General features: G+C 59.5%; 17 protein-coding genes and 1 pseudogene. 6 read left to right on the top strand and 12 right to left on the bottom strand.

What is annotated here, in order from left to right:
* Nucleotides 1-98: 98 nt before the first annotated feature.
* Complete coding sequence (locus tag IVB18_RS07870) at nucleotides 99-1,061, top strand: helix-turn-helix domain-containing protein (RefSeq protein ID WP_247988625.1); 963 nt, start codon at nucleotides 99-101, stop codon at nucleotides 1,059-1,061.
* Nucleotides 1,062-1,166: 105 nt separating this feature from the next.
* Here the strand turns inward: IVB18_RS07870 and IVB18_RS07865 are convergent, their stop codons facing one another.
* From IVB18_RS07865 to IVB18_RS07855, 3 genes are all read right to left on the bottom strand, one after another.
* Nucleotides 1,167-1,952, bottom strand: coding sequence for a HAMP domain-containing sensor histidine kinase (locus tag IVB18_RS07865; protein WP_247988624.1), 786 nt, complete (start codon nucleotides 1,950-1,952; stop codon nucleotides 1,167-1,169).
* Between the two features lie 214 nt (nucleotides 1,953-2,166).
* Complete coding sequence (locus tag IVB18_RS07860; protein ID WP_247988623.1) at nucleotides 2,167-2,550, bottom strand: nuclear transport factor 2 family protein; 384 nt, start codon at nucleotides 2,548-2,550, stop codon at nucleotides 2,167-2,169.
* Between the two features lie 231 nt (nucleotides 2,551-2,781).
* A complete protein-coding gene (locus tag IVB18_RS07855; RefSeq protein WP_247988622.1) occupies nucleotides 2,782-5,619 on the bottom strand; it encodes a winged helix-turn-helix domain-containing protein in 2,838 nt (945 codons plus the stop codon).
* Nucleotides 5,620-6,147: 528 nt separating this feature from the next.
* On the opposite strand from IVB18_RS07855, the gene IVB18_RS07850 reads away from it, so the two are divergent.
* On the top strand, nucleotides 6,148-7,647 hold the full coding sequence (locus tag IVB18_RS07850) for a CoA-acylating methylmalonate-semialdehyde dehydrogenase (protein WP_247988608.1): 1,500 nt from the start codon (nucleotides 6,148-6,150) through the stop codon (nucleotides 7,645-7,647).
* A gap of 146 nt (nucleotides 7,648-7,793) precedes the next feature.
* A complete protein-coding gene (locus IVB18_RS07845; RefSeq protein WP_247988621.1) occupies nucleotides 7,794-8,183 on the top strand; it encodes a tautomerase family protein in 390 nt (129 codons plus the stop codon).
* Between the two features lie 290 nt (nucleotides 8,184-8,473).
* On the opposite strand, the gene IVB18_RS07840 is transcribed toward IVB18_RS07845, so the two are convergent.
* Nucleotides 8,474-8,902, bottom strand: coding sequence for an ester cyclase (locus IVB18_RS07840; RefSeq protein WP_247988620.1), 429 nt, complete (start codon nucleotides 8,900-8,902; stop codon nucleotides 8,474-8,476).
* A 274-nt stretch (nucleotides 8,903-9,176) separates the two neighbouring features.
* Entirely contained in the window at nucleotides 9,177-10,307 is a 1,131-nt protein-coding gene (locus tag IVB18_RS07835; RefSeq protein ID WP_247988619.1) for an IS630 family transposase, read from the bottom strand.
* Between the two features lie 38 nt (nucleotides 10,308-10,345).
* On the opposite strand from IVB18_RS07835, the gene IVB18_RS07830 reads away from it, so the two are divergent.
* Nucleotides 10,346-10,627, top strand: a complete 282-nt coding sequence (locus tag IVB18_RS07830; protein WP_247988618.1) for a helix-turn-helix domain-containing protein — start codon at nucleotides 10,346-10,348, stop codon at nucleotides 10,625-10,627.
* Nucleotides 10,628-10,718: 91 nt separating this feature from the next.
* Here the strand turns inward: IVB18_RS07830 and IVB18_RS07825 are convergent, their stop codons facing one another.
* The 7 genes from IVB18_RS07825 to IVB18_RS07795 all read right to left on the bottom strand — a co-directional run bounded on the left by IVB18_RS07825 (nucleotide 10,719) and on the right by IVB18_RS07795 (nucleotide 17,766).
* Nucleotides 10,719-11,828, bottom strand: coding sequence for an enolase C-terminal domain-like protein (locus IVB18_RS07825; RefSeq protein WP_247988617.1), 1,110 nt, complete (start codon nucleotides 11,826-11,828; stop codon nucleotides 10,719-10,721).
* Between the two features lie 152 nt (nucleotides 11,829-11,980).
* The gene (locus IVB18_RS07820) at nucleotides 11,981-12,166 is read right to left on the bottom strand and encodes a tautomerase family protein (protein WP_092117106.1); all 186 of its coding nucleotides are present in this window, start codon (nucleotides 12,164-12,166) and stop codon (nucleotides 11,981-11,983) included.
* Nucleotides 12,167-12,181: 15 nt separating this feature from the next.
* The gene (locus tag IVB18_RS07815) at nucleotides 12,182-12,412 is read right to left on the bottom strand and encodes a tautomerase family protein (protein ID WP_044999827.1); all 231 of its coding nucleotides are present in this window, start codon (nucleotides 12,410-12,412) and stop codon (nucleotides 12,182-12,184) included.
* A 28-nt stretch (nucleotides 12,413-12,440) separates the two neighbouring features.
* The gene (locus IVB18_RS07810; RefSeq protein ID WP_247988616.1) at nucleotides 12,441-13,865 is read right to left on the bottom strand and encodes an MmgE/PrpD family protein; all 1,425 of its coding nucleotides are present in this window, start codon (nucleotides 13,863-13,865) and stop codon (nucleotides 12,441-12,443) included.
* Nucleotides 13,866-14,383: 518 nt separating this feature from the next.
* Nucleotides 14,384-15,274 carry a LysR family transcriptional regulator gene (locus IVB18_RS07805; protein ID WP_247988615.1) on the bottom strand — a complete coding sequence of 297 codons (891 nt, stop codon included), beginning with the start codon at nucleotides 15,272-15,274 and terminating at the stop codon, nucleotides 14,384-14,386.
* A gap of 359 nt (nucleotides 15,275-15,633) precedes the next feature.
* Entirely contained in the window at nucleotides 15,634-16,611 is a 978-nt protein-coding gene (locus tag IVB18_RS07800; protein WP_247988614.1) for a nitronate monooxygenase, read from the bottom strand.
* A gap of 183 nt (nucleotides 16,612-16,794) precedes the next feature.
* Entirely contained in the window at nucleotides 16,795-17,766 is a 972-nt protein-coding gene (locus tag IVB18_RS07795) for a LysR family transcriptional regulator (RefSeq protein ID WP_247988613.1), read from the bottom strand.
* A gap of 540 nt (nucleotides 17,767-18,306) precedes the next feature.
* Between IVB18_RS07795 and IVB18_RS07790 the strand changes: the two genes are divergently transcribed.
* Nucleotides 18,307-19,485 (top strand): acetyl-CoA C-acetyltransferase, encoded by a 1,179-nt coding sequence (locus tag IVB18_RS07790; protein ID WP_247988612.1) that lies wholly within the window; start codon nucleotides 18,307-18,309, stop codon nucleotides 19,483-19,485.
* Between the two features lie 84 nt (nucleotides 19,486-19,569).
* Nucleotides 19,570-19,908, top strand: a pseudogene (locus IVB18_RS07785) (SDR family oxidoreductase); the annotation flags it as partial.
* Between the last annotated feature and the right edge of the window lie 77 nt (nucleotides 19,909-19,985).

Genomic DNA, 19,985 nt, shown 5'->3' with positions numbered 1-19,985 from the left:
GATTTAGCCAATTTACGGGGGCATCCCGGATTACAAGTTCGAACAGGATCCGCAGTCTAAGTGTTGGCAAAACGCCTAATTCTGATATCGTTTTTGCCATGCGCATCCATGTCCTTGCTCTGAACGACGTGCTCGACACGGGTCTCGCCGCGGTGCTCGACGCCTTTGCCTTCGCCAACGCGCTTGCGGAAATGCACGGCATTTCCTCGGTACGCTTCAAGACGAAAGTGGTCGGTTTGCGTGAGACCGTCACAACAGCCCAGGGCCTGAATGTTCCGGTCACCTCGGCAGTGCGCGCGCAGAAGCCCGATGCGGTGGTGATGCCAGCCATCAATCGGATCATGCCGAAACCGCTGGTGCAGATGCTGGCCAGTGGCGAGGTGCGCGAGGCCAGTGTGGTGTTGCGTAAATGGTCGGAGCGCGGTGCGCTGGCTGCGGCCGCTTGCGTTGGCACCTTCGTGCTGGCGGAAGCGGCTTTGCTCGACGGCGAAGAAGCAACCACCACTTGGTGGCTTGCACCTCTTTTCCGGCAGCGATATCCGCATGTGCGGCTCGACGAGTCGCAAATCATTGTTCAGTCCAACATGGTTGTCACCGCTGGCGCAGCACTCGGCCATTTGGATCTGGCGTTGACCCTGATCCGACGCGCCGACCCTGCGCTGGCCGACCTTACGGGCAAGTATTTGATGGCCGACGTCCGCAACTCGCAGGCCGCCTACGCGATACCTGGGCACGTAGTCCACGGCGATCCACTGGTGCAGAAGTTCGAACGATGGGCACGACAGCGGCTGGCCGAGGGATTCTCGCTGGATCAGGCTGCCGCGGAGCTCGCCACCAGCAAGCGTACTCTGGCGCGTCGGATGCATGGCGTGCTGGGCAAATCTCCGCTCGAATACCTCCAGGATTTGCGAATCGAGCGGGCCGTTCACCTGCTTACAACCGGCCATGCCAGCGTCGATCAGATTGCAGCCGAGGTCGGGTACGCCGAAGGCGTGACGCTGCGCGCGCTGCTGCGCCGAAGGCTCGGCCGCGGTGTGCGCGAAATCCGCCGCAGCCTCTGAGCCCGCATTGCCCGGCGTGGCTCGTGCTCGGCAGTCGCCACGCCGCTTAATCGTGTTCTGACGATCTGCTCGACGTTCGTTGAGCGACGCGATGATTTCGCTCATTTAATCCGCCCGCGTCGCGAAAATGGAGAAACGCGACCCCCGGGAGGCAACGGAGCTGACATCGATGCGATGCCCGAGCACTTCAATCGCGCGGCGCACAATGAACAACCCGACGCCAAGTCCGTCACACCGCGCGGAATCAAGTCGGGTAAACGCGTCGAAAATCTTTGAAAGTTGCTCGCCCGCGATACCGACGCCAGTGTCACAGACGTCGATACGTACGTTTTGGCCTGAACGGCGGCTACCGATGAGAATCCGCCCATTGGGCTCGGTGTATTTTATGGCATTGCTGATGAGATTTCGAAGAACGCCGCTAAGCAATACTGCATTGCTCAGGACGGACGCAGCCGTGGGGCACACGCGAATCTCGATCCGCTTCTGCAACGCGGCTTCAGCGTTTTCATGGCACGCGTGCTGGAACAACGGTCCGAGTGCGACGGGTAAGAGCCCCGCCTCCATTGCATGCTCATTAATCCGGACTGCACCTAGCAGTTCATCGAGCAGCCCATTGAGGCAATTGATCGCATACTGCCCTCTTTGCAATAGGCGTTGTTCGGACTTGGTCCTGACGCCAAGGCCGAGAAGTTCGTGCGAACCCTGGATGATTTGCAACGGTTGTCGAAGATCATGGCCGGCCATGGCTAGGAGCACGGCTTGAAAATCGGTGGTCCTAGCGGGCTCAACGCGACCTGACAATTCAAGGGTCCTCGGCTGCCCGGTCGGCTGCACGATGCCGATCTGCCCTGCGTCCAAAGCAACAGCAAACCGCTCATCTGTGTCAGTCATGTTATCCTCACTTCCAGCTCGGGGCTTCGGATGACTCGGCTACAGAACGCAGGGTTGCGCAGCATCCACGCGGAAGCGAGTTGAGTGTTGTAAGAAAATGTAAAATGAGCTCCTTCGCGTGGAAGGCCTCCTTCAAACACTCGGCTGGTGATGGAGGTCGCGACAGTCGTCATCACAACCGGCCAATCGGGGGTTCAATCGTTGGAGCGGCTTTTTAAATATCGAATTGATTGCGAAGAATAATGAGTTGAACGATCTGATCGCCGTGAGATGAAAAATAGAACGAAAGCACAAGCGGATCAGGCAATCCGCGCTTGTCGTAGTTGCCGTCGACGTTGGCTCTTACGATGAAGTGGCCGTAATGCTCCACGACCTTGACGACTTGCATCGTCAGTCTCTCGCCGATGATGTCGCGGTCCGCCCATTCCCGGATAGCCAGCTTCCCCCAGTATTCGTGAAGCTGATCGTTGACAAGCGCATCCTCCGCGAAGAGCGCCAGTAACCCCTCAGCATCGTAGGCGTTGACGGCCCGAACACAGGCCGCCACGAGCAATGGCAGCTCTGGCTGTGGAAGTTGTGGAACGCTGGAAGCGGACATGGCGGGCTCTTGAAGTCATGGCAGGTGATTAGTCCTGTTTGCGGGAACCATGGCTGACGGGCCGCGATCTGGCGCGTTGTATCTTGTAAGGAAATGAAAAACAGCCTCCCGGCGCAGGGGGCGCGCGTTGCATACGCGATTCCACTGAAGACCGTGAGCCGCTTTTCAGCGCTAGATCCAGGCAGGAGCCGTGTTTGTCGGCCCGATGGCTAAACGGCTAAGGGAAACGACTCACTGCACCAGATCGCCGATGAGACATCGTGCGGCCCGAAGATCCGCCGTCTCGAACCCTTCCGTGAACCGGTCATAGACCGGGACGAGTGTGTCACGGGCTTGGTCGTATTGTCCGCTCTCCGACAGCAAACGAGCTAGATCCATCGCCGATCGTAGCTCCCAGCCCAGGGCAGATTGCTCGCGCGCTACGGCAATCGACTGCATCAAGCAGTCGACGCCCGACGCCAGATCTCGCCTTGGCATGGTGGCGAGAATCTGTCCCTTAATACGAAGCAACTCCGGCATATCGAATGTCGCCCCACAATGGGCCGCACGCGCAAGCGCACCGTTGATGGTGAGCAAGGCCTCGTCGAATTGTCCGGCCTTACGCAGACCATCTGCCAGCGCGCCGGTAAAGACTGTCACGAGAATCTTGTGCTGTTCGGCATGCAGCGTTTCCAGCGCGTCCCGCAGCAAATGGAGGCCCGCCCCTGCCTCGCCTCGAATGACGGCAAGCTCGCCTTTTAGCGCCATGCCGACGGCACGGTATGGTGCCAGCAAGTAGCGCCCCGCATAGGCGATCAACCGCTCGATGTAGCCCCCCGCTCGCTCGAAGTTACCGCTCCATAAGAAAACCGGCGCCGCGTAAATCAGGGCGATACAAACAGAGACCGGTTGATCCTGACGCTCCGCTTCGTCAATGGCCTGCCGGGCCACTTGAACCGCCCGCTCTGGAAAACCGCGCAGCCATAGGGCACGGGCAAGTGCGACAAGCGCGCGGACACGATGATCGTAGCCGAAGAAGCTGGCATTGCTCTGTCCCAGCTCGACAGATCTGGCCATCCCAGATTCGCAATGATGTTGCGCTGCCGCCTGATTTCCCACCAGATGATACGATACCCCCAACATCCAGTCTGTGATGACGAGGCCGGCGAGGTCCTTGGCTGCATCGGCGATCGAGACTCCACGCTCCGCGACAGCCAAAGCGCCCCGAAAATCGGCAATCCGTGTAAGGAATATGTTCAATCCGGCAAGAAGTTGCAGCTGATGATCCCTGTCTACCAAAGTCTCGGCAAGCGAAAGCCCGCGCTCGATAGCTGTTCGAACTTCGCTGCCGTTTCCTTTGGTGAACATTGACGACAACGCCAAAAACTCCTGGAGGATCATCTCCGTCTTGGTGCTGCGCTCGGTATCGCCGAGAGCGGCTAAGGCTCGCTCGCACCATTTCCGGCACTCGTCGAGCAGCGATAGACTTACGAACAGCGGTGCCGCCCAGGTTGCGAGTTCGGCTCCGATGGCGATGTCGCCGTGGTCGGAGAACGCCCACTCGAGTGCCGCCCGAACATTCCCGACATGCTGTGCAAATCCAGATAGATCTTGCCCGCGGACGGCCGATTTCACGACCTCACGATTTTCAAGATATTTGGAGTAGTAGACCGCATGCCGTCTCGCGACCCCATCAGCCTCACCACGCTCATCAAGCTTGCCCGCGGCGAAGGCCTGTGTGGTATCGAGCAGGCGATAGTACGTTCTGTCGTCAATGACGGTGGTCGATACAAGCGACTTCGTCACCAGGCTTGCGACGGACACCGTGACATCAGGGTCATTTGATGCCGTGCCCGCGACCGAGAGAGCTTCCCTGAGCGTGAATACCCCGATGAAGACCGACAATCGGCATAAAACGAGCCTGTCGCGCTCAGGCAGAAGATTGTAGCTCCAGTCGAGCATCGCATTTAAGGTCTGATGCCGCGGCATTGCTGTACGTCGACCAAGCCAGAGCAGTTTGAATCGGTTGTCGAACAACTCGGCGGTTCCGCGAATCCCGTAGAAGCCAACCTGGCTGGCCGCTAGTTCGATAGCGAGCGCAATTCCGTCGAGCTTCCGGCACATCCCGGCGACGATCGGAGCGTCGGAGTCGCTCAACTCCGATCGATAGCCGCTCGCAGCTGCGCGCTCCATGAATAGCTGAACGGTCGGAAATAAAAGCGCCTCGACAGCTGTCAGGCCGGCCTCAGTGAGAGGGCTGTCGAGCGGATACAGTAAATGAACGTGCTCGCCTTCGACCCGTAGTGCCTCTCGGCTGGTTGTCAAAATGTGGACCTGTGGCCCGGCGCTGACAACCGGTTCGGCAAGCGCCGCAGCTGCTTCGATCACGTGTTCGCAACTATCCAGCAGGAGGAGAGCTCTCCGATCGCCAAGAAAGGCCAGCAGACTTAGGAGTGGATCCTGAGCCTGGATCATTAATCCGAGCGCCGAGGCAACCGCCGTCGGCACAAGACTGGGATCGGTCAACGCTCCCAGATCGACGAAGAAAACGGCTCCGTCGAAATCGTCGATCAGCGCGTGAGCGATCGAGACCGCGACTGTCGTCTTGCCCATGCCTCCAGGCCCAACGATGCTGACGAGGCGTCGCGTCAACAGTTGAGCCGATAGCGCACGGACGGTGTCGTCGCGTCCAACCATCCGAGCCAACTGCGCCGGCAGCTGGCGAAGCCGGTCGCTGACGACTTTCCGCACCTGCGGTGCGGGCCGTTGTGTCGCTAATCGCGTTACCGGAGCAACGAAACAATAGCCCCGTCCGGAAACATTCGTGATAAAGCGGGCGCCATCGCGCCCCTCTCCGAGCGCTTTGCGAAGGCCCGCGACATGGACGCGCAGATTGGCTTCGTCCACAGTCACGTTCGGCCAGGCTCGAGACATCAGCTCCTTATGCGTAACGACCTCTCCGGCCCGCTCCACCAGCATGATTAGGATATCGAGGGCGCGACTGCCGAGCTCGAGCGGCTCGTCTGCTTTCTCAAGCAGCCTTTCGGCCGCAAACAAACGAAATGGTCCAAAGGAAACGACGTCCGTCATGCTCTCGTGAGATACCGTTGTCACCCGTCGGCACGTGTCTGCGCGCGGTCTGCCCGATTCGGAAGGGCGGACCAGACGTGCATGCGGCACGAGCACTCGCGCTTGGTCGTTTTGCCCATCTCGTAAGTTAAGGTTTCATGCACCGCGTCACGTGGTGCTCTGCCAGCGCGACGCGAGACGAAGTCGATCGAACCCAATGCCCATTGCGCGCTTGGCGCAGGCAACGTCTCAAATTGGGTCAAAACGATCCGCAACGCCGTCAGCCTATCTTGGCGACCGCCAATTAACAGCGGGATTAGTCCATTTGGACCGCCCGATAAATCCTCACCGTGCGGCAAACAGTGTTCCTCAATGCGAAACAATGAATGGGCCTCGCTGGCGTTCAGCGCGCCTTTTGTCACGATCCACGCAAATGTAACTCCGATCAGACGACTTTATTTTTCGCACAACCAATCCGCAGTAGTGCTCGTTGATGTGCAGACTTGAACGTTTCATATGCCGCTTGTGGAAAGAGCAAGGAGGTTCATCGTGGTTCGGCAAGTTCAGCATTATATCAATGGCCAGCGCGTATCTGGCCGCAACGAGCGGTCATCGTTCGTCTTCAACCCTGCGACCGGTGAGCAAGCGGCATCGGTGCCGATCGCGAACGCCGCGGATGTGGCGGATGCCGTCGCTGCAGCCGTGAAGGCCGCGCCGGGGTGGGCGGCGACGACGCCCTTGCGACGAGCGAGGATCCTCAACCGTTTCCTCAGAATCCTCGAGGAACGGACGAGCCAGCTCGCGGACGTTATCGTCGCCGAGCATGGAAAGGTCCACTCCGACGCGGTCGGCGAAATTCAGCGTGGTATGGAAGTTGTCGAGTTCGCGACGGCCGCCCCGCAGCTGTTGAAGGGCGAGATCACCGAGAACGTCGGAACGCGCGTCGATAGCTACTCGATGCGCCAGCCTCTCGGCGTGGTCGCCGGCATTACCCCGTTCAATTTCCCCGCCATGGTGCCGATGTGGATGTTTCCCGTGGCTCTTGCCTGCGGCAACACCTTCATCCTGAAGCCCTCCGAGCGCGATCCGTCGGCGTCCGTGATCGTGGCAGAATGGCTCAAGGAAGCGGGTCTGCCCGACGGCGTATTCGGGGTGGTCCATGGCGACAAGGAGACCGTCGACGCGCTGCTGCATCATCCCGACATCTCGGCGATCAGCTTCGTGGGATCCACGCCGATCGCAAAGTACATCTACGAGACCTCCGCCAGCACTGGAAAGCGCTGCCAGGCGCTGGGCGGTGCCAAGAACCACATGATCATCATGCCGGACGCGGACATGGACCAGGCGGTCGATGCCCTGATGGGCGCCGCCTTCGGCTCGGCCGGTGAGCGTTGCATGGCGATCTCCGTCGCAGTGCCGGTCGGCGAGACAACTGCGAACCGGCTGATCTCGGCGCTGGAGCCGAAGATCCACAGCCTCAAGATCGGACCTGGCACGGATCCTGAAGCGGAAATGGGGCCGCTGGTCACGAAGCAGCACTTGGACAAGGTCAGGGGCTATATCGACGCCGGCGTCGCAGAGGGTGCCAAGCTGCTCGTCGACGGGCGCGGCTTCAACATGCAGGGCTACGAAGACGGCTACTTCATCGGCGGGTCGTTGTTCGATCATGTCACTCCGAACATGAAGATCTACAAGGAAGAGATCTTTGGCCCCGTGCTGTCCGTCGCCCGTGCGGCCGACTACGACACTGCCGCGCGCATGATCAACGAGCACGAGTTCGGCAACGGCACCTCGATCTTCACGCGTGACGGCGACGCGGCTCGGGAGTTCGCGCACAAGATCAAGATCGGCATGGTCGGCATCAACGTGCCGATCCCGGTACCGATGGCATTCCATTCCTTCGGAGGCTGGAAGGCGTCGATCTTCGGCGACCACCACATGCATGGCCCGGAAGGCGTCCGCTTCTATACCCGGATGAAGACGATCACGAGCCGCTGGCCAACCGGCATTCGCGCCGGCGCCGAGTTCGTGATGCCCACCATGTCATGATCGCAACGGCCGGCCCGCTGCTTGCCCAGCAGCGGGCCGACCAGAAAAACGGCGGCGAAGGCCCGTCGGTTTCAATACTCGATCTACAGCCGCGATCGCGCTCTCGAAGACGAAGCGACAACCCATAGCGACACGGAGAATGGATAATGCCCCTTTTGTGCTTCGATCTTGTTGAGGGACGTTCGGAACGGCAGCTCAGAAAGATACTAGACGTGACCCATGAGGTGTTGGTCGACACATTCAACGTACCTCATCGCGACCGCTATCAAATCGTGAGGGAGCACCCGCCTTCTAGAATGATCATCGAGGACACGGGCCTTGGTATCAAGCGCACACCCAACATGCTTGTCCTTCAAGTCACGACTCGCCCTCGCAGCCGCGTGATGAAGCAAACATTCTACAGTTCGTTGGTGGAACGGCTTGCCGATCAATGCGGCATTTCGCCGAGCGACGTTGTCGTGACGTTCGTAACGAACACCGATGGGGATTGGTCATTTGGGCTGGGACGTGCCCAGTTTCTCACGGGTGAGCTCTAACCTGTCGAAGCCCAACGGTTGGACCTAAAGGAACTCGGGATCAATTTTTGGCTTGCCAGCGGCCGGATGACGCCGCTCGGGGCACCTGTCTGCCGATCATCAAAAAAATACGCCGTCGAGCACGAAATCGAGTGTCCCGACGGCGCTGAAAATCTGGGTCCTTGAAGTCCCCAGCGGTGTTGGATTTAGAATCACAATCCCGCCGGCTGAAATGGCCCGTTTTAGCCGGGCGTCACCCGAGGAGATGCGACTCTCGCAAACACTGAGGTGAAGGCTTGAACAGTTGCCGGTCAGGCCTTCAACTGCGCCAGGACTCCGGCGATATCGCCCATGCCCCAATGCTCGACAATCAGGCCGCCTTGAACCCTGAAGATATCGCAGGAGGTGAATCGGAGCGCGCGACCGGTTGGCGCAACTCCCGAAAGCGGGCCGTTATGGGTGCCGCTATAGACGAAGCTTGCGGCAGCACGATCGCCCGACGCGACCGTCGACTCGATCTCCACCTTGAGGTCCGGTATTCCGGCCAGCCGCGCAGTAAAAACTGCCACCGTCCCCTGCTTCGGCGACTTGCCCTGCGGCGGCGGCGGTGCGGCCGCGCTGAGCTGGTGGTTGACGTAATTATCAGAGAACAGCGCCGCGAACGCCGCGAGGTCGTGCGCGCTCAAAGTCGCTGCAAACTTTTCAATCAACGGTGCGGCTGCGCTCTTCTTGTCCGCCATGGCCGGCGCGACAAGTGCCGGCAAGGCAAGTGCCGATCCCGCCAACGTAACCGTCTTCAAGAGATTCCTTCGATCCATAACGTTTCCTCGATCTGATCATCGCATTTCCCGCCGTCGAATGTAGGACCGGAACGCGCGGCAAACTGGCACTTATATCTCTTGGTGGCCAAACCACGTTTTGTTGTAGCCGACGAGTCTTTCAGAGAGCCGATATCAGCCGAAACGATCGCTCGAACCTCGCTGCTCAGAGCGCTCCTGACGATCTAGTGGTTCATCACAGTGATTTTGACTCTTTGGCGGTGGCTGAATAGGCGCGGGCGAGTTTGGCGCGGGCTTTATCGGTTGTGAACATCCATTTGATGCGGGCTCGGGTTTTATTCCGCCGCTTTTGCCATGCTGCGATCTCGTTTCGGAGCCTTTTGGGGTCGTCGATGCGGCGGCCGAGGCACTGGCGCTGGAGCACGCTGATCTCGCACTCGACCATATTGAGCCAACTGGCGTGTTTCGGGGTGAAGTGGAATTCGAGGCGGCGCAGGATGCGACGGGCCTCGGCAGGCGCAAATGCTTGATACAACGCGCCGGCGGTATGGATCGACAGATTGTCCTGCACGAGGCGGATGCAGTCGGCGTCGGGATAATGGACGTCGACGAGTTCGCGCATGCAGTAGGCGTAGTCCACGGCGGCGCGGTGCTCGGTGACCTTGACGTTGCGCCAGCCACGATGCGGGTCGAAGGTGACGAAGAGATTGACGGTGCCGTTGCGGCGGTACTCGTAATCGTAGCGCTCGCGCTGTCCCGGCTCGGCTGGAATCGGCTGACGGACCTCGCCGATGAGCTGGACGGGGGTCTCGTCGAAGCAGACCAGCGGCCGGACGGGATCCGGCGCCTCGGCGTAGAGGTCGAGCACGTCCTCCATGCGGGCGACGTATTCGCCGTCGACATAGGGGATGCACCACATGTCCCTGCGCCACGGCTTGAGGTCGTTCTCGGCCAGCCGGCGACGCACGGTCTCGCCCGACAGGCTGTCATGATCGGTGAGCTTGACCATCATGTCGGCCAGCAGCGTCAGCGTCCAACGTTTGCGGCCGGCAGGCGGCTTGGCGCATGCCGTCGCCACCAGCAGGGCCTCCTCCTTGCCGGTCAGTTTGCGCCCTGCGCCCGGACGCGGTTCCTCGCTCAAGGCCCGCTCCAGATTGCCTTCCACGAAGCGGCGCTTGGTCCGGCCGATGCTGGACAGGCTGACCCGGACAGACCGGGCAATCTCCGCGTCGCAACTGCCGGCATCGGCCGCCAGCAAAATCTGCGCCCGCTTGAGCTTGCGGGCAGCATGCTTCCCGCCGCCCAGCATCGCCGTCAGTTCGTCCCGCTCGATTTGGCTCAATTCGACCCGATAACGTACATTCATGCTTCGCCTCCTTGTCGGAGGCCGGGACGAATCCAGCGATGAGTCAAAAATCAGGCAGGCACTTCACGGAGAAGCAGGGACACTACCTGGCCTTTATCTACACCTACGCGCACATGTTCGGACGCCCGCCCGCCGAAACCGACATGCAGCGCCATTTCCGCGTTAGCCCGCCTTCGGTCCACCAGATGATCGTCACCCTCGAGCGAAACGGTTTCATTCGTCGTCAACCTGGCATCCCCAGAAGCATCGAAATCCTCGTGCCGCCGGAAAGCTTGCCGATCCTCGAATGGCTCGGAATCAAAACGTTAAAATCACTGTGATGAACCACTAGTATCCGTCCGACCGGATACAGCTCCGCAACAACTCGCGCGTTTCGAGAGCCATGGCGTTAGGGGTTTTCTTTGTCCGGACTCAGATTGCAGCAAGGCGCTTTAGCTTGGCCTCGTCCCATGAGATCCCGCTGCCGGCACTCTCCGGCGTGAGAACCATTCCGTCGCGGATTTTCAATGGTTCTTCGACGATCGCATCTGCCCAATCAACATACTCAAGCCAATGGGCGGTGGGCGTGGCGCAAAGAAGATGCGTGCTCACTTCCGGCATCAGATGCGACGACATTTCGATACCCTGGGCTGCAGCGATGCCAGCCGCATGCAGCCAGCCGGTTACACCGCCTATCCGCGCGACGTCGACCATGACGTAGTCGCTCGCGCCAGTCGTGACGGCACGTAACAGGGCATCCGGGCCGTTGAGGTTTTCGCCGATCTGGACCGGAACCTTCAGTTCACGCGCCAGTGCGGCGCTCGCCACATAGTCATCGTGAGCTATCGGCTCTTCGAGCCAGTAGATCCCCTCTTTTTCCAGCTCTCGTCCACGAAGAACTGCTTCCGCGGGTGTCAGGGCCTGATTGTAGTCCACCATGATCGCAATATCTGCGCCGGAAACGCTCTTGCGGACAGCCCGCAACGCGGCCAGGTCCTCAAAAAGCGTGGGGTATCCGAGCCGGACCTTAACTGCTCCTAAACCGCTCTCCAGAAGCGCCCTCACCTCTTGGGCAAGGCTATCCGGCTCCATCAGCCCAAGCCCACGGCTGTCGTACGCGCGTAGCGATTTAGGCCCTGACCCGAGTAGAGTGGACAGCGGAGCACGATGCATCTGCGCAGTCGCGTCCCACATGGCCATATCGAGCAGTGAAAGAGCCATCCGCACGGCGCCGGTCACCCCGAGTAGTGCAAACTGGCGCGCGAGGGTCTGCGATGCCTCAAAGGGCGTGGCGTTCTTGCCCTTGAGGAGTTCGACCGCCTCGTACAGATGTGAGGATATGGCAGTCGCCCCCGAGGGCCGGTAGCAAAACGTGTAGGCCTTGCCCGTTACGCCATCTTCGTTCAGCAAATCGACAAGCAACAGCGGCACTGCCCTCACAACAGCCGCGCTCGTTCCCAGCGTAAATTTCAGCGGGACCATCACTCCGCGGGTCGTTACCGAGCGAATTCGTTGTCCTGCGGTACTCACGCCGTTCGTCATTTTGATCTTTCACTACGTTTCGGTAAATCGGATCGACAAGCGAAGCGCCCTCACCACTCGGCAACCCGCACCTATCTTGCCCGGGCGGCTGCGCCTAGCCTGGGCTTTTCTGTGCTGGCGAAGCCGCTCGAAACCGCTTCCTGCCAGCTAAGCTATTCCTCGCCGTGAATCCTTCCGGAAATGCTCATGTTGTCGGCGGGATGCTCAAAAAGGAGAACGTTGATGATCTTCGGATCCGAGCCGATCGATTCGTGGGTAACCTTGACGATGTCACGGATCAACTGCGTCTTACGGGTCTTGGTGAGACCCGCTGCGATATGACACTCAATGTAGGGCATAGTTGCCTCCCTTTCCTATTTCAGGCGAGCAATGAGCTCTTTGTCGTTGGCATTGCCTTCGACAAATTCGGGCAGGTGTTGCCCATGCTCGACGAAGTTAATGCCTCGTCCCTCTCTGATGACAAAGAAGATGTTGTTGGCCGGTTCACCGGTCGCTTCGCTGACGACACGCAGCAGGCCGGCCGAAAGCGCTCGCTTTTGCTCATCCGAGCGGCCGTACCGCATGTCGCAAGAAATCATTGACATCGGGATACTCCTTGGTTGACACGAATGACTATTGAATTCCGGGGTGAAGCGCAGGGTGGACCGCCTCGGGGTTCACTTTCCCAAGGATATCCATCAAATCAGAGATCGGTCGCTCGTCGATCTTCTCGACCGCCTTGATGATACTGTTACGTAGTGCTTCATCCGCGAATGGCTCGCTCAGCCAGTTGAACTTCTCGACCGTGCGTTCCCATGACATTGGGTTGCCGAGCCCACCTTCGTACCCAAGCTGCTCGCGATCGAAGGTACGACCGTCTTTGGCCTTGATAGCTATCCTGGTGTTCAGCTCGTGCGGGTATCTGGCGGTGAAGGCATCGTCGGGAGCTATCGTTACCTTGCTCAACAGGGCTTGTGCGTCATCAGCCTGGACACGCGCCTGCTCGAGCTGCGCAGGCCCGACCTCATCGTCCAAAAGCGCCGCCGCAATCAGGTACTTCAAGTTGTAATCCGCTTGCTCCTTGGTCTGCGGTCTGTCTTTTGAGCCAAATGCGCCGCCGCCCGCGATGTCGAAACCTGACTGGAAGATGTCGCAACGGACGGTCTCGATATCGCCGGCCGCCAACTTATTGTCGCGCTTCAACTTGAGCACGGCCTCGAGAACTGGCTGACCGTGAATGAGCGAACAGAATTTCTTCATGATCGTAAGCTTGATGATCTCGAGCGAGTCGTCCGACCAATCAACGTCGATCTTTTGATCAAACATCCGCAGCAAGCCGTTCGGTCCCTCAAACAGCCCAGATGGACCGGTGAAGCCACGCTTAGCGAGCGATGCGGAATAGACTGCGCGCATCCCGGTCATTCCGGGAGAAAAGCCCTTCCACTGCGATACCGGCTCGACATGAACGCAAGTGAGGGAAATGTTATCAACAGTCGCGATCGAGATCGCATGCGCGATCTGCTCAGCGTTCAGCCCAAACAGCTTTCCTGCTCCAGCGGCAGCGGATATTGCGAGCTGAATTGCATGATTGAACCCCTTCGCCATGACAGGGACAACGGCGGTAAACCGGCATTGGATTTCGTAGGCTACCGCAAGGGCGAGCATGAAGTCTTCGCCGGATGCCTTGGCGTGCTCGGCAGCAGCCAGGATTGCGCCGAAATTGTCGCTTGGATGACAGAGCCCGCCCGGCGACATGTAGCTGTCAAGGAGGTCGACATATCGCACCAACCCAGAGTTATACAGGGCGGCCTGGTCCGGAGCGGTCCTACCGCCGCCGATCAGGGTGCACGACCCGCCGGACCGGTACTCCGCAAACTGTTCCCGCAGCGCCGCGAACGGCGCTCCCGGAAGCGCGGAGATCGCGCATCCTAGGCTATCCAGAATATTTCGCTTGTAGAGCTTGCGCGCGTCAGGCTTGAGAGATGCCGAAACAGCCCGGTCGGCAAAACCGGCGATCTCGCTTACTGTGGATACGGAAGTCGCATTCTTCATCAGCATGTAAACGTCCTTGGCCGCGTCCCATACGATTGAACTGGTTTAATTTGGAAAGAGCGTGCCTTTCTCATTTGCGATCAGCAAACGAATAGATTCGAGAAGGCAATCTGCACCGCAGATTACTCGACCAAGTGCAGAGCTCGTCGGATAACGGGGGCCGGCATCACGCGATGGAATTGCGCAGGGTGGTACCGCCTAGGAGACGACGCCATCAATTCCAGCGATCGAGCGATCTATTATCGTTGCTGCTCAGGCACGAACGCATCAGATCTGCGTACCCAGACAATCGGCGACGACCGAGGTCGCGTCGCTCACATCCGCCACGATGAAACGCCATCTTGCCGACTAGATGCGACGCGCGGTTTCCGAGCCTTAGGCAGGCTTCGAAGTTTAAGAGACAATCGCCCCTGCTTCGTCAACGCACGGCTGACCGCCGTCTCGGGCCCCGGCAGAAATGACCAGAATGGAAAGCGCCTGGACGACTGCCATTTTCAGAACTTGACGCTCTCGCAACGACCGGACTACTCCGCGGCCGCCGCATGCAACTCGGGGCCCGGCCGTACAATCTGAAGAAAGGCAGAGAGTGCACTGGAGACGTAGGCGTCTGTGCGCCGAATGAACACGGTCTGCACTTCAGAAAACTCGGACTCCAATTCATGCACTGCGACTTGGCCGTCCCGCCATGCCGCAACAACCACTCCCTTGGGCAGCAGTGTGATTCCAACGCCCGCCGCCACGCAGCCGAGGATGGCATCGATCGAACCAAATTCCAAAGGCTGCGCCACAAGTATTCCCACCTTGTTCAGCAGATTTTCAAGCCTTATCCGATAGGAGCAACCGACACGGAAGACAATTGTTTTCAGTTCGTTGATCGAGGAAAGCTCTTCGATGCTTCGAATTGAGCGAGGCGTTACCAAGACGAGTTCTTCCCGAAACAGGCACTCCTGTTGCAGATCTGGATGATCCACCGGCCCCGCGACAAACGCGCCCTCCAGTCTGCACTCGACAACGTCTTCGATGAGGCTGCAGGTCGTCCCGGTCGTCACCACTGGACGAACCTTTGGGTAAGCTTTCGTGAAGCTCGCAAGCACAGACGGAAGCCGAATCGCCGCGGTCGTTTCAAGGGTGCCGAGTTCAAGGACGCCACCCGGGGTGCCATCATCCCTTGCGGCGGCCTTGGCGTCGCTGAGGAGCTTGGTTATTCGTGCCGAAAAGGGGAGCATGCGGCGCCCGGCCGGCGTGACCTTCACGCCGCGTGCATGTCGCTGGAATAGCTGAATACCGAGCTCAAGCTCCAGCGCTCTTACGCGCGCAGTGACATTGGATTGGACAGTGTTCAGCTCAGCCGCAGCTCGGTTCATACTGCCGTGCCGAGCAACTGCCTCAAAGACTCTTAGATCGGTTGCGTCCATAACAAGCCCTATCTTCTGAAGCGAACGGTTCGGCATCAACCCGCTTGGTCGAGTGATTATCTTGATCCAAGCTACCCGTTTTACAAGGCCGAATCCGAACGGCTTATGCCTGTTTTCGAACACAAGGACCGATTGCGACGAGCTATCACTAAAAGTAATACCGATATCTCAAACGCAGATATCGACACGATGACCACCGCTGCCGTCGAAGCGCTCTTCTAAGGATTCGTCGTCCATCAGATTGGGAGCGGTTGGGCGCAGATCGCAACGTTGCTGGCCCCGCAACAAACGAGTGCACCGCGAAGGGATCCTAACGGCTTCGCTGTGTCGGAGGGGGCGCGTCAGCCCATCCCGTTCGGTCACTCCAACGAAGCGCGGTCATACTTGGCGAGCCTCACTTTGGCCTCGGCAACGACACGGCGCACGACGTCACCTGCCGCGGGCAAGTCATGAATCATGCCGATTGACTCCCCGACCGTCACATTCGCCACGTCGAAGTCGCCGACGCGCGACGCCGCCTCCACCTTTTCCAGCTCGTCGGCCTGTAGAGCCCTTAGCTTCTCTTCGTGGCCATGCCACTTTTCGATGAACTCATTCTTCAGTAGCCGCCCAGTGTATCCTTCCGGCCAAGCTCTCTGCCTTACAATATCGTACACGCTGGTTCGTATCGTCTCATCGCCCGAAGCTGCCACCACCTTGGCTTTGGCACTTGGATGGATAAGAGCCTCCTTTGTTGCCCAAAAGCGGCTGCCCATGAGAGCGCCTTCGGCGCCTAGCATCAGAGCCGCAGCAAGACCTCGCCCGTCGGCGATCCCGCCCGCGGCAACAACGACCACGTTAGGTGCGTATTTGCTCAGAGCGTCTACCACCGTCGGGACGAACGGCAGTGTCGATCGGGCTGTTTGGCCGTGGCCGCCCGCTTCCGTGCCTTGCGCTACGACGACATCGGCTCCGACATCGGCGGCTCGTCGTGCTTGGTCGACCGTATGGACTTGGCAAATGAGGGGCACCCGGGCTTGTTTGATGCGCTTTGCAAATGGTGCCGGATCAGCAAAGGACAACATGATCGCGCGCGGATGACGCTCTATTGCAAAGTCGAGCAATTCCGGCTGTTTTGCGACCGACCAAGTGATGAAACCGCATCCCACATCGTTGCGCGTGATTTTCGCTGACTCTGTCTCGAACCAGGCGCGGTCGCCATATCCGCCGCCAAGTAAGCCGAGCCCGCCGGCGGCCGCAACCGCGGTGGACAGGTCTGCGCCCGCGGCAGGCGTCATCGGCGCAAGGATGATTGGGTGTTCAATATTAAACAGCTTCGTCAACCGCGTCCTGATCATCGTCCTACCCTTTCCACTGTTAGGCCACTAAGCTCCGGCGCTCTCTGCCATGTGGCTTCTTGTCCACCGCGATGCCCCGTAAGAGTGACAAGCACTTCCTCTACGAACGTTCGGCATTTGATTAACCGCCCGACATTCCAACGGTCGCTCGACTATTTCGTAGACACCCAACGCCGCCAATACTCACTGGTCGGAAAACACTCTTTCGCGGCACGTACGAATGTCGGCTTTTTGAACCACGGCATCGGTCGAGAGGCGGGAGAATTGCGCTTTGAGACGAGGCACCGCAAAATCGACGAAAGCCCGCACTTTGGGAACGGCAAGCCGTCCCTGTGGGGAAATCAGATGCAGAGGGATCGCGGAAGCGTCGTCATGCCTGAGAAGGACTTGTAGCCCGTTTTGCGAGAGTTGCTCCGCAATGTGATAGGAGAAGAGCCGGGTGATCCCTCGCCCCTCGACGGCCGGGGCAATAGCGCCACGAACACTATTCACCACGAATCGTGGCGTGAAATGAACCGATCGCGGTATCGACGATCCTTTCGCCGGTGGAAAGGTCCACGAATCAATTCCGAAGTGAGTCATTGCGATGATCTTGTGCTTTGCAAGATCAGCGACCTCTTCGATTTTCGGATGCGCCGACAAATAGCGGGGCGATGCCGCTACGACGCGCCTGACCGCTCCCAACCGGATCGCGACGAGCGTGGAATCTGTCAAGTTGCCAATTCGCAAGGCGATATCCATGCCTTCATCGATAAGTTTCACCGGTCGATCCAGCAAAAACAGCCTGACAGAGACGGTTGGATAGGCGTCCATGAACTCGTCCAATACCGGGCGCAAGATATCTTCGCCCGCCGCGACTGGAGCTGTTATGGTCAACGTGCCACTCGGGGTCGATCGTTCACTTGCCGCGACGAGATCAGCCTCCTCAAGATCTGCAATGACGCGGCGACACACAAGCGCATAACGTTCCCCCGCGTCGCTTAGCTTGAATGACCTCGTCGTGCGGTGAAGAAGGGTAACACCTACATGCGCCTCAAGAGAGGCAAGCGCCCGGCTTATCGCAGCAGGTGATCGCCCCAGCTTGCGTCCCGCTTTCCTTAAGCCTCCCTCATCGAGGGCGACGACGAAGATCTTCATGGCGTCGATACGGTCCACTTACCCACCACTTGACACTTGATGTCAGTCAACGCCTCGATGTGCGAACAGCATATGCGCAGCCCGACAAGTCCCGGCAGATCGCGAACTGTTTCCTACACTAGATTGTGCGTCGCCGATTGTACGACGATGTTGATTGAGGCTAGGCAGCCGCTGGCGTCACCATCAAACGCTTTTTCGAGATAGCCTTATCTTTTTTGGAGATTGGCAGACGGCGTGCCTAGGATTCCCTGGCGCTACCGATGACTTCGCATGGCCCCGTCAATGCTATTCATCGCCGCTGGTCGATCGACCCTAGATCTTCGCCGCCAACCTTATCGGTGCGACAGATACCGCGTTCGGTTCAAATCGCTTCGCTTGGACACACCAAGTTCATAGGCTCACTTTGGAAGCTACCCTTGGGTGTCAACGTCGGAAGTTCTAGGAGCGCAAGATTCTATCCGATAGAGCCCGCGCCCGGGCGTTGCGGAAAAGAGAAATCGACCTAGAGCTACGCAAGCGAGTCGCCCTACATAATCGCATTCAACGGAGGAAACCTCGATGTCCAACGATGTCGTCATCGTCAGCGCCGCCCGCACCCCGGTCGGAAGCTTCAACGGAGCCTTCGCGACCCTTCCCGCCCACGATCTCGGTGCCGTCGCCATCAAGGCCGCGCTGGAGCGCGGTGGCATCGAGCCCGGCCGGGTCTCGGAGGTCATCATGGGCCAGATCCTGACCGCGGCGCAGGGCCAGAATCCAGCCCGTCAGGCGTCGATCAACGCCGGCATTCCGGTGGAGAGCCCGGCTTGGGGCGTCAACCAACTCTGCGGCTCAGGCCTGCGCACCGTCGCGCTCGGCTACCAGGCGCTGCTCAACGGCGATTCCTCGATCGTCGTCGCCGGCGGCCAGGAATCCATGAGCACGGCCCCGCACGCGCAATATCTGCGCAGCGGCGTCAAAATGGGCGGCCTCGAATTGATCGATACCATGATCAGGGACGGCCTGTGGGATGCATTCAACGGCTACCACATGGGCAACACTGCCGAGAACGTTGCGAAGCAATACCAGATCACCCGGTCGCAGCAGGATGAGTTCGCCGTCGCCTCGCAGAACAAGGCCGAGGCCGCGCAGAAGGCCGGCAAGTTCAAGGACGAAATCGTCCCGGTCACCCTCAAGTCGCGCAAGGGCGACATCGTGGTCGATACCGACGAGTATCCTCGCCATGGCACGACCGTTGACGCAATGGGCAAGCTCCGCCCGGCCTTCGAGAAGGACGGCACCGTGACCGCCGGCAACGCCTCCGGCATCAACGACGGCGCCGCCGCCGTGGTGCTGATGACCGCCAAGGAAGCCGCTAGGCAGGGCAAGCAGCCGCTCGCGCGCATCGTGTCGTGGGGCCAGGCCGGCGTCGATCCGAAGATCATGGGTACCGGCCCGATCCCGGCGTCGCGCACCGCACTGAAGAAGGCCGGCTGGAACGTCGGCGATCTCGACCTGATCGAGGCAAACGAGGCGTTCGCGGCGCAGGCCTGCGCCGTCAACAAGGATCTCGGCTGGGATCCGGCCAAGGTCAACGTCAACGGCGGCGCGATCGCAATCGGTCATCCGATCGGCGCTTCCGGCGCGCGCGTGCTGGTCACCCTGCTGCATGAAATGCGGAAGCGTAATTCCAAGAAGGGCCTCGCCACGCTGTGCATCGGCGGCGGCATGGGCATCGCCATGTGCCTTGCACGCGACTGAACCTGGTCAGCGGGAGGACGCGAGATGATACGTGTAGCATTGGTAACGGGCGGAACACGCCGCATCGGAGTTGCGATCAGCAAGATCTCGATCTCCTCGATCAACGGCCGGAAGGGACAATTCAGCCGGGTCAACTATTCGGCGGCCAGGGCGGACGACATCGGCTTCACCAACGCGCTCGCGCCAGAGAATGCCAAGGGCGGCATCAAGGTCAACGTGATCTGTCCGGGCTATGTCAACACCGAAATGGTGCAGGTGGTGCCGAAGGGCGTGCTGGAAAAGGCCGTGATCCCGCAGATCCCGGTCAACCGCCTCGGCGAGCCCGAAGAGATCGCGCGCGGGGTCGTGTTCCTTGCCTCCGACGATGCCGGGTTCATCACCGGCTCGACGCTGACTATCAATGGCGGCCGGTATCCGATTTGAGCGTGCGGTCGCTCGCGTACGACGCGTAATGTTCGAATTTGAATGCTTGCGCCCCGATACACCATTTGAATCGACGG

Source organism: Bradyrhizobium sp. 186 (assembly GCF_023101685.1).
Lineage (GTDB): Bacteria > Pseudomonadota > Alphaproteobacteria > Rhizobiales > Xanthobacteraceae > Bradyrhizobium.
This window is presented reverse-complemented; position numbering and strand designations above follow the sequence as displayed.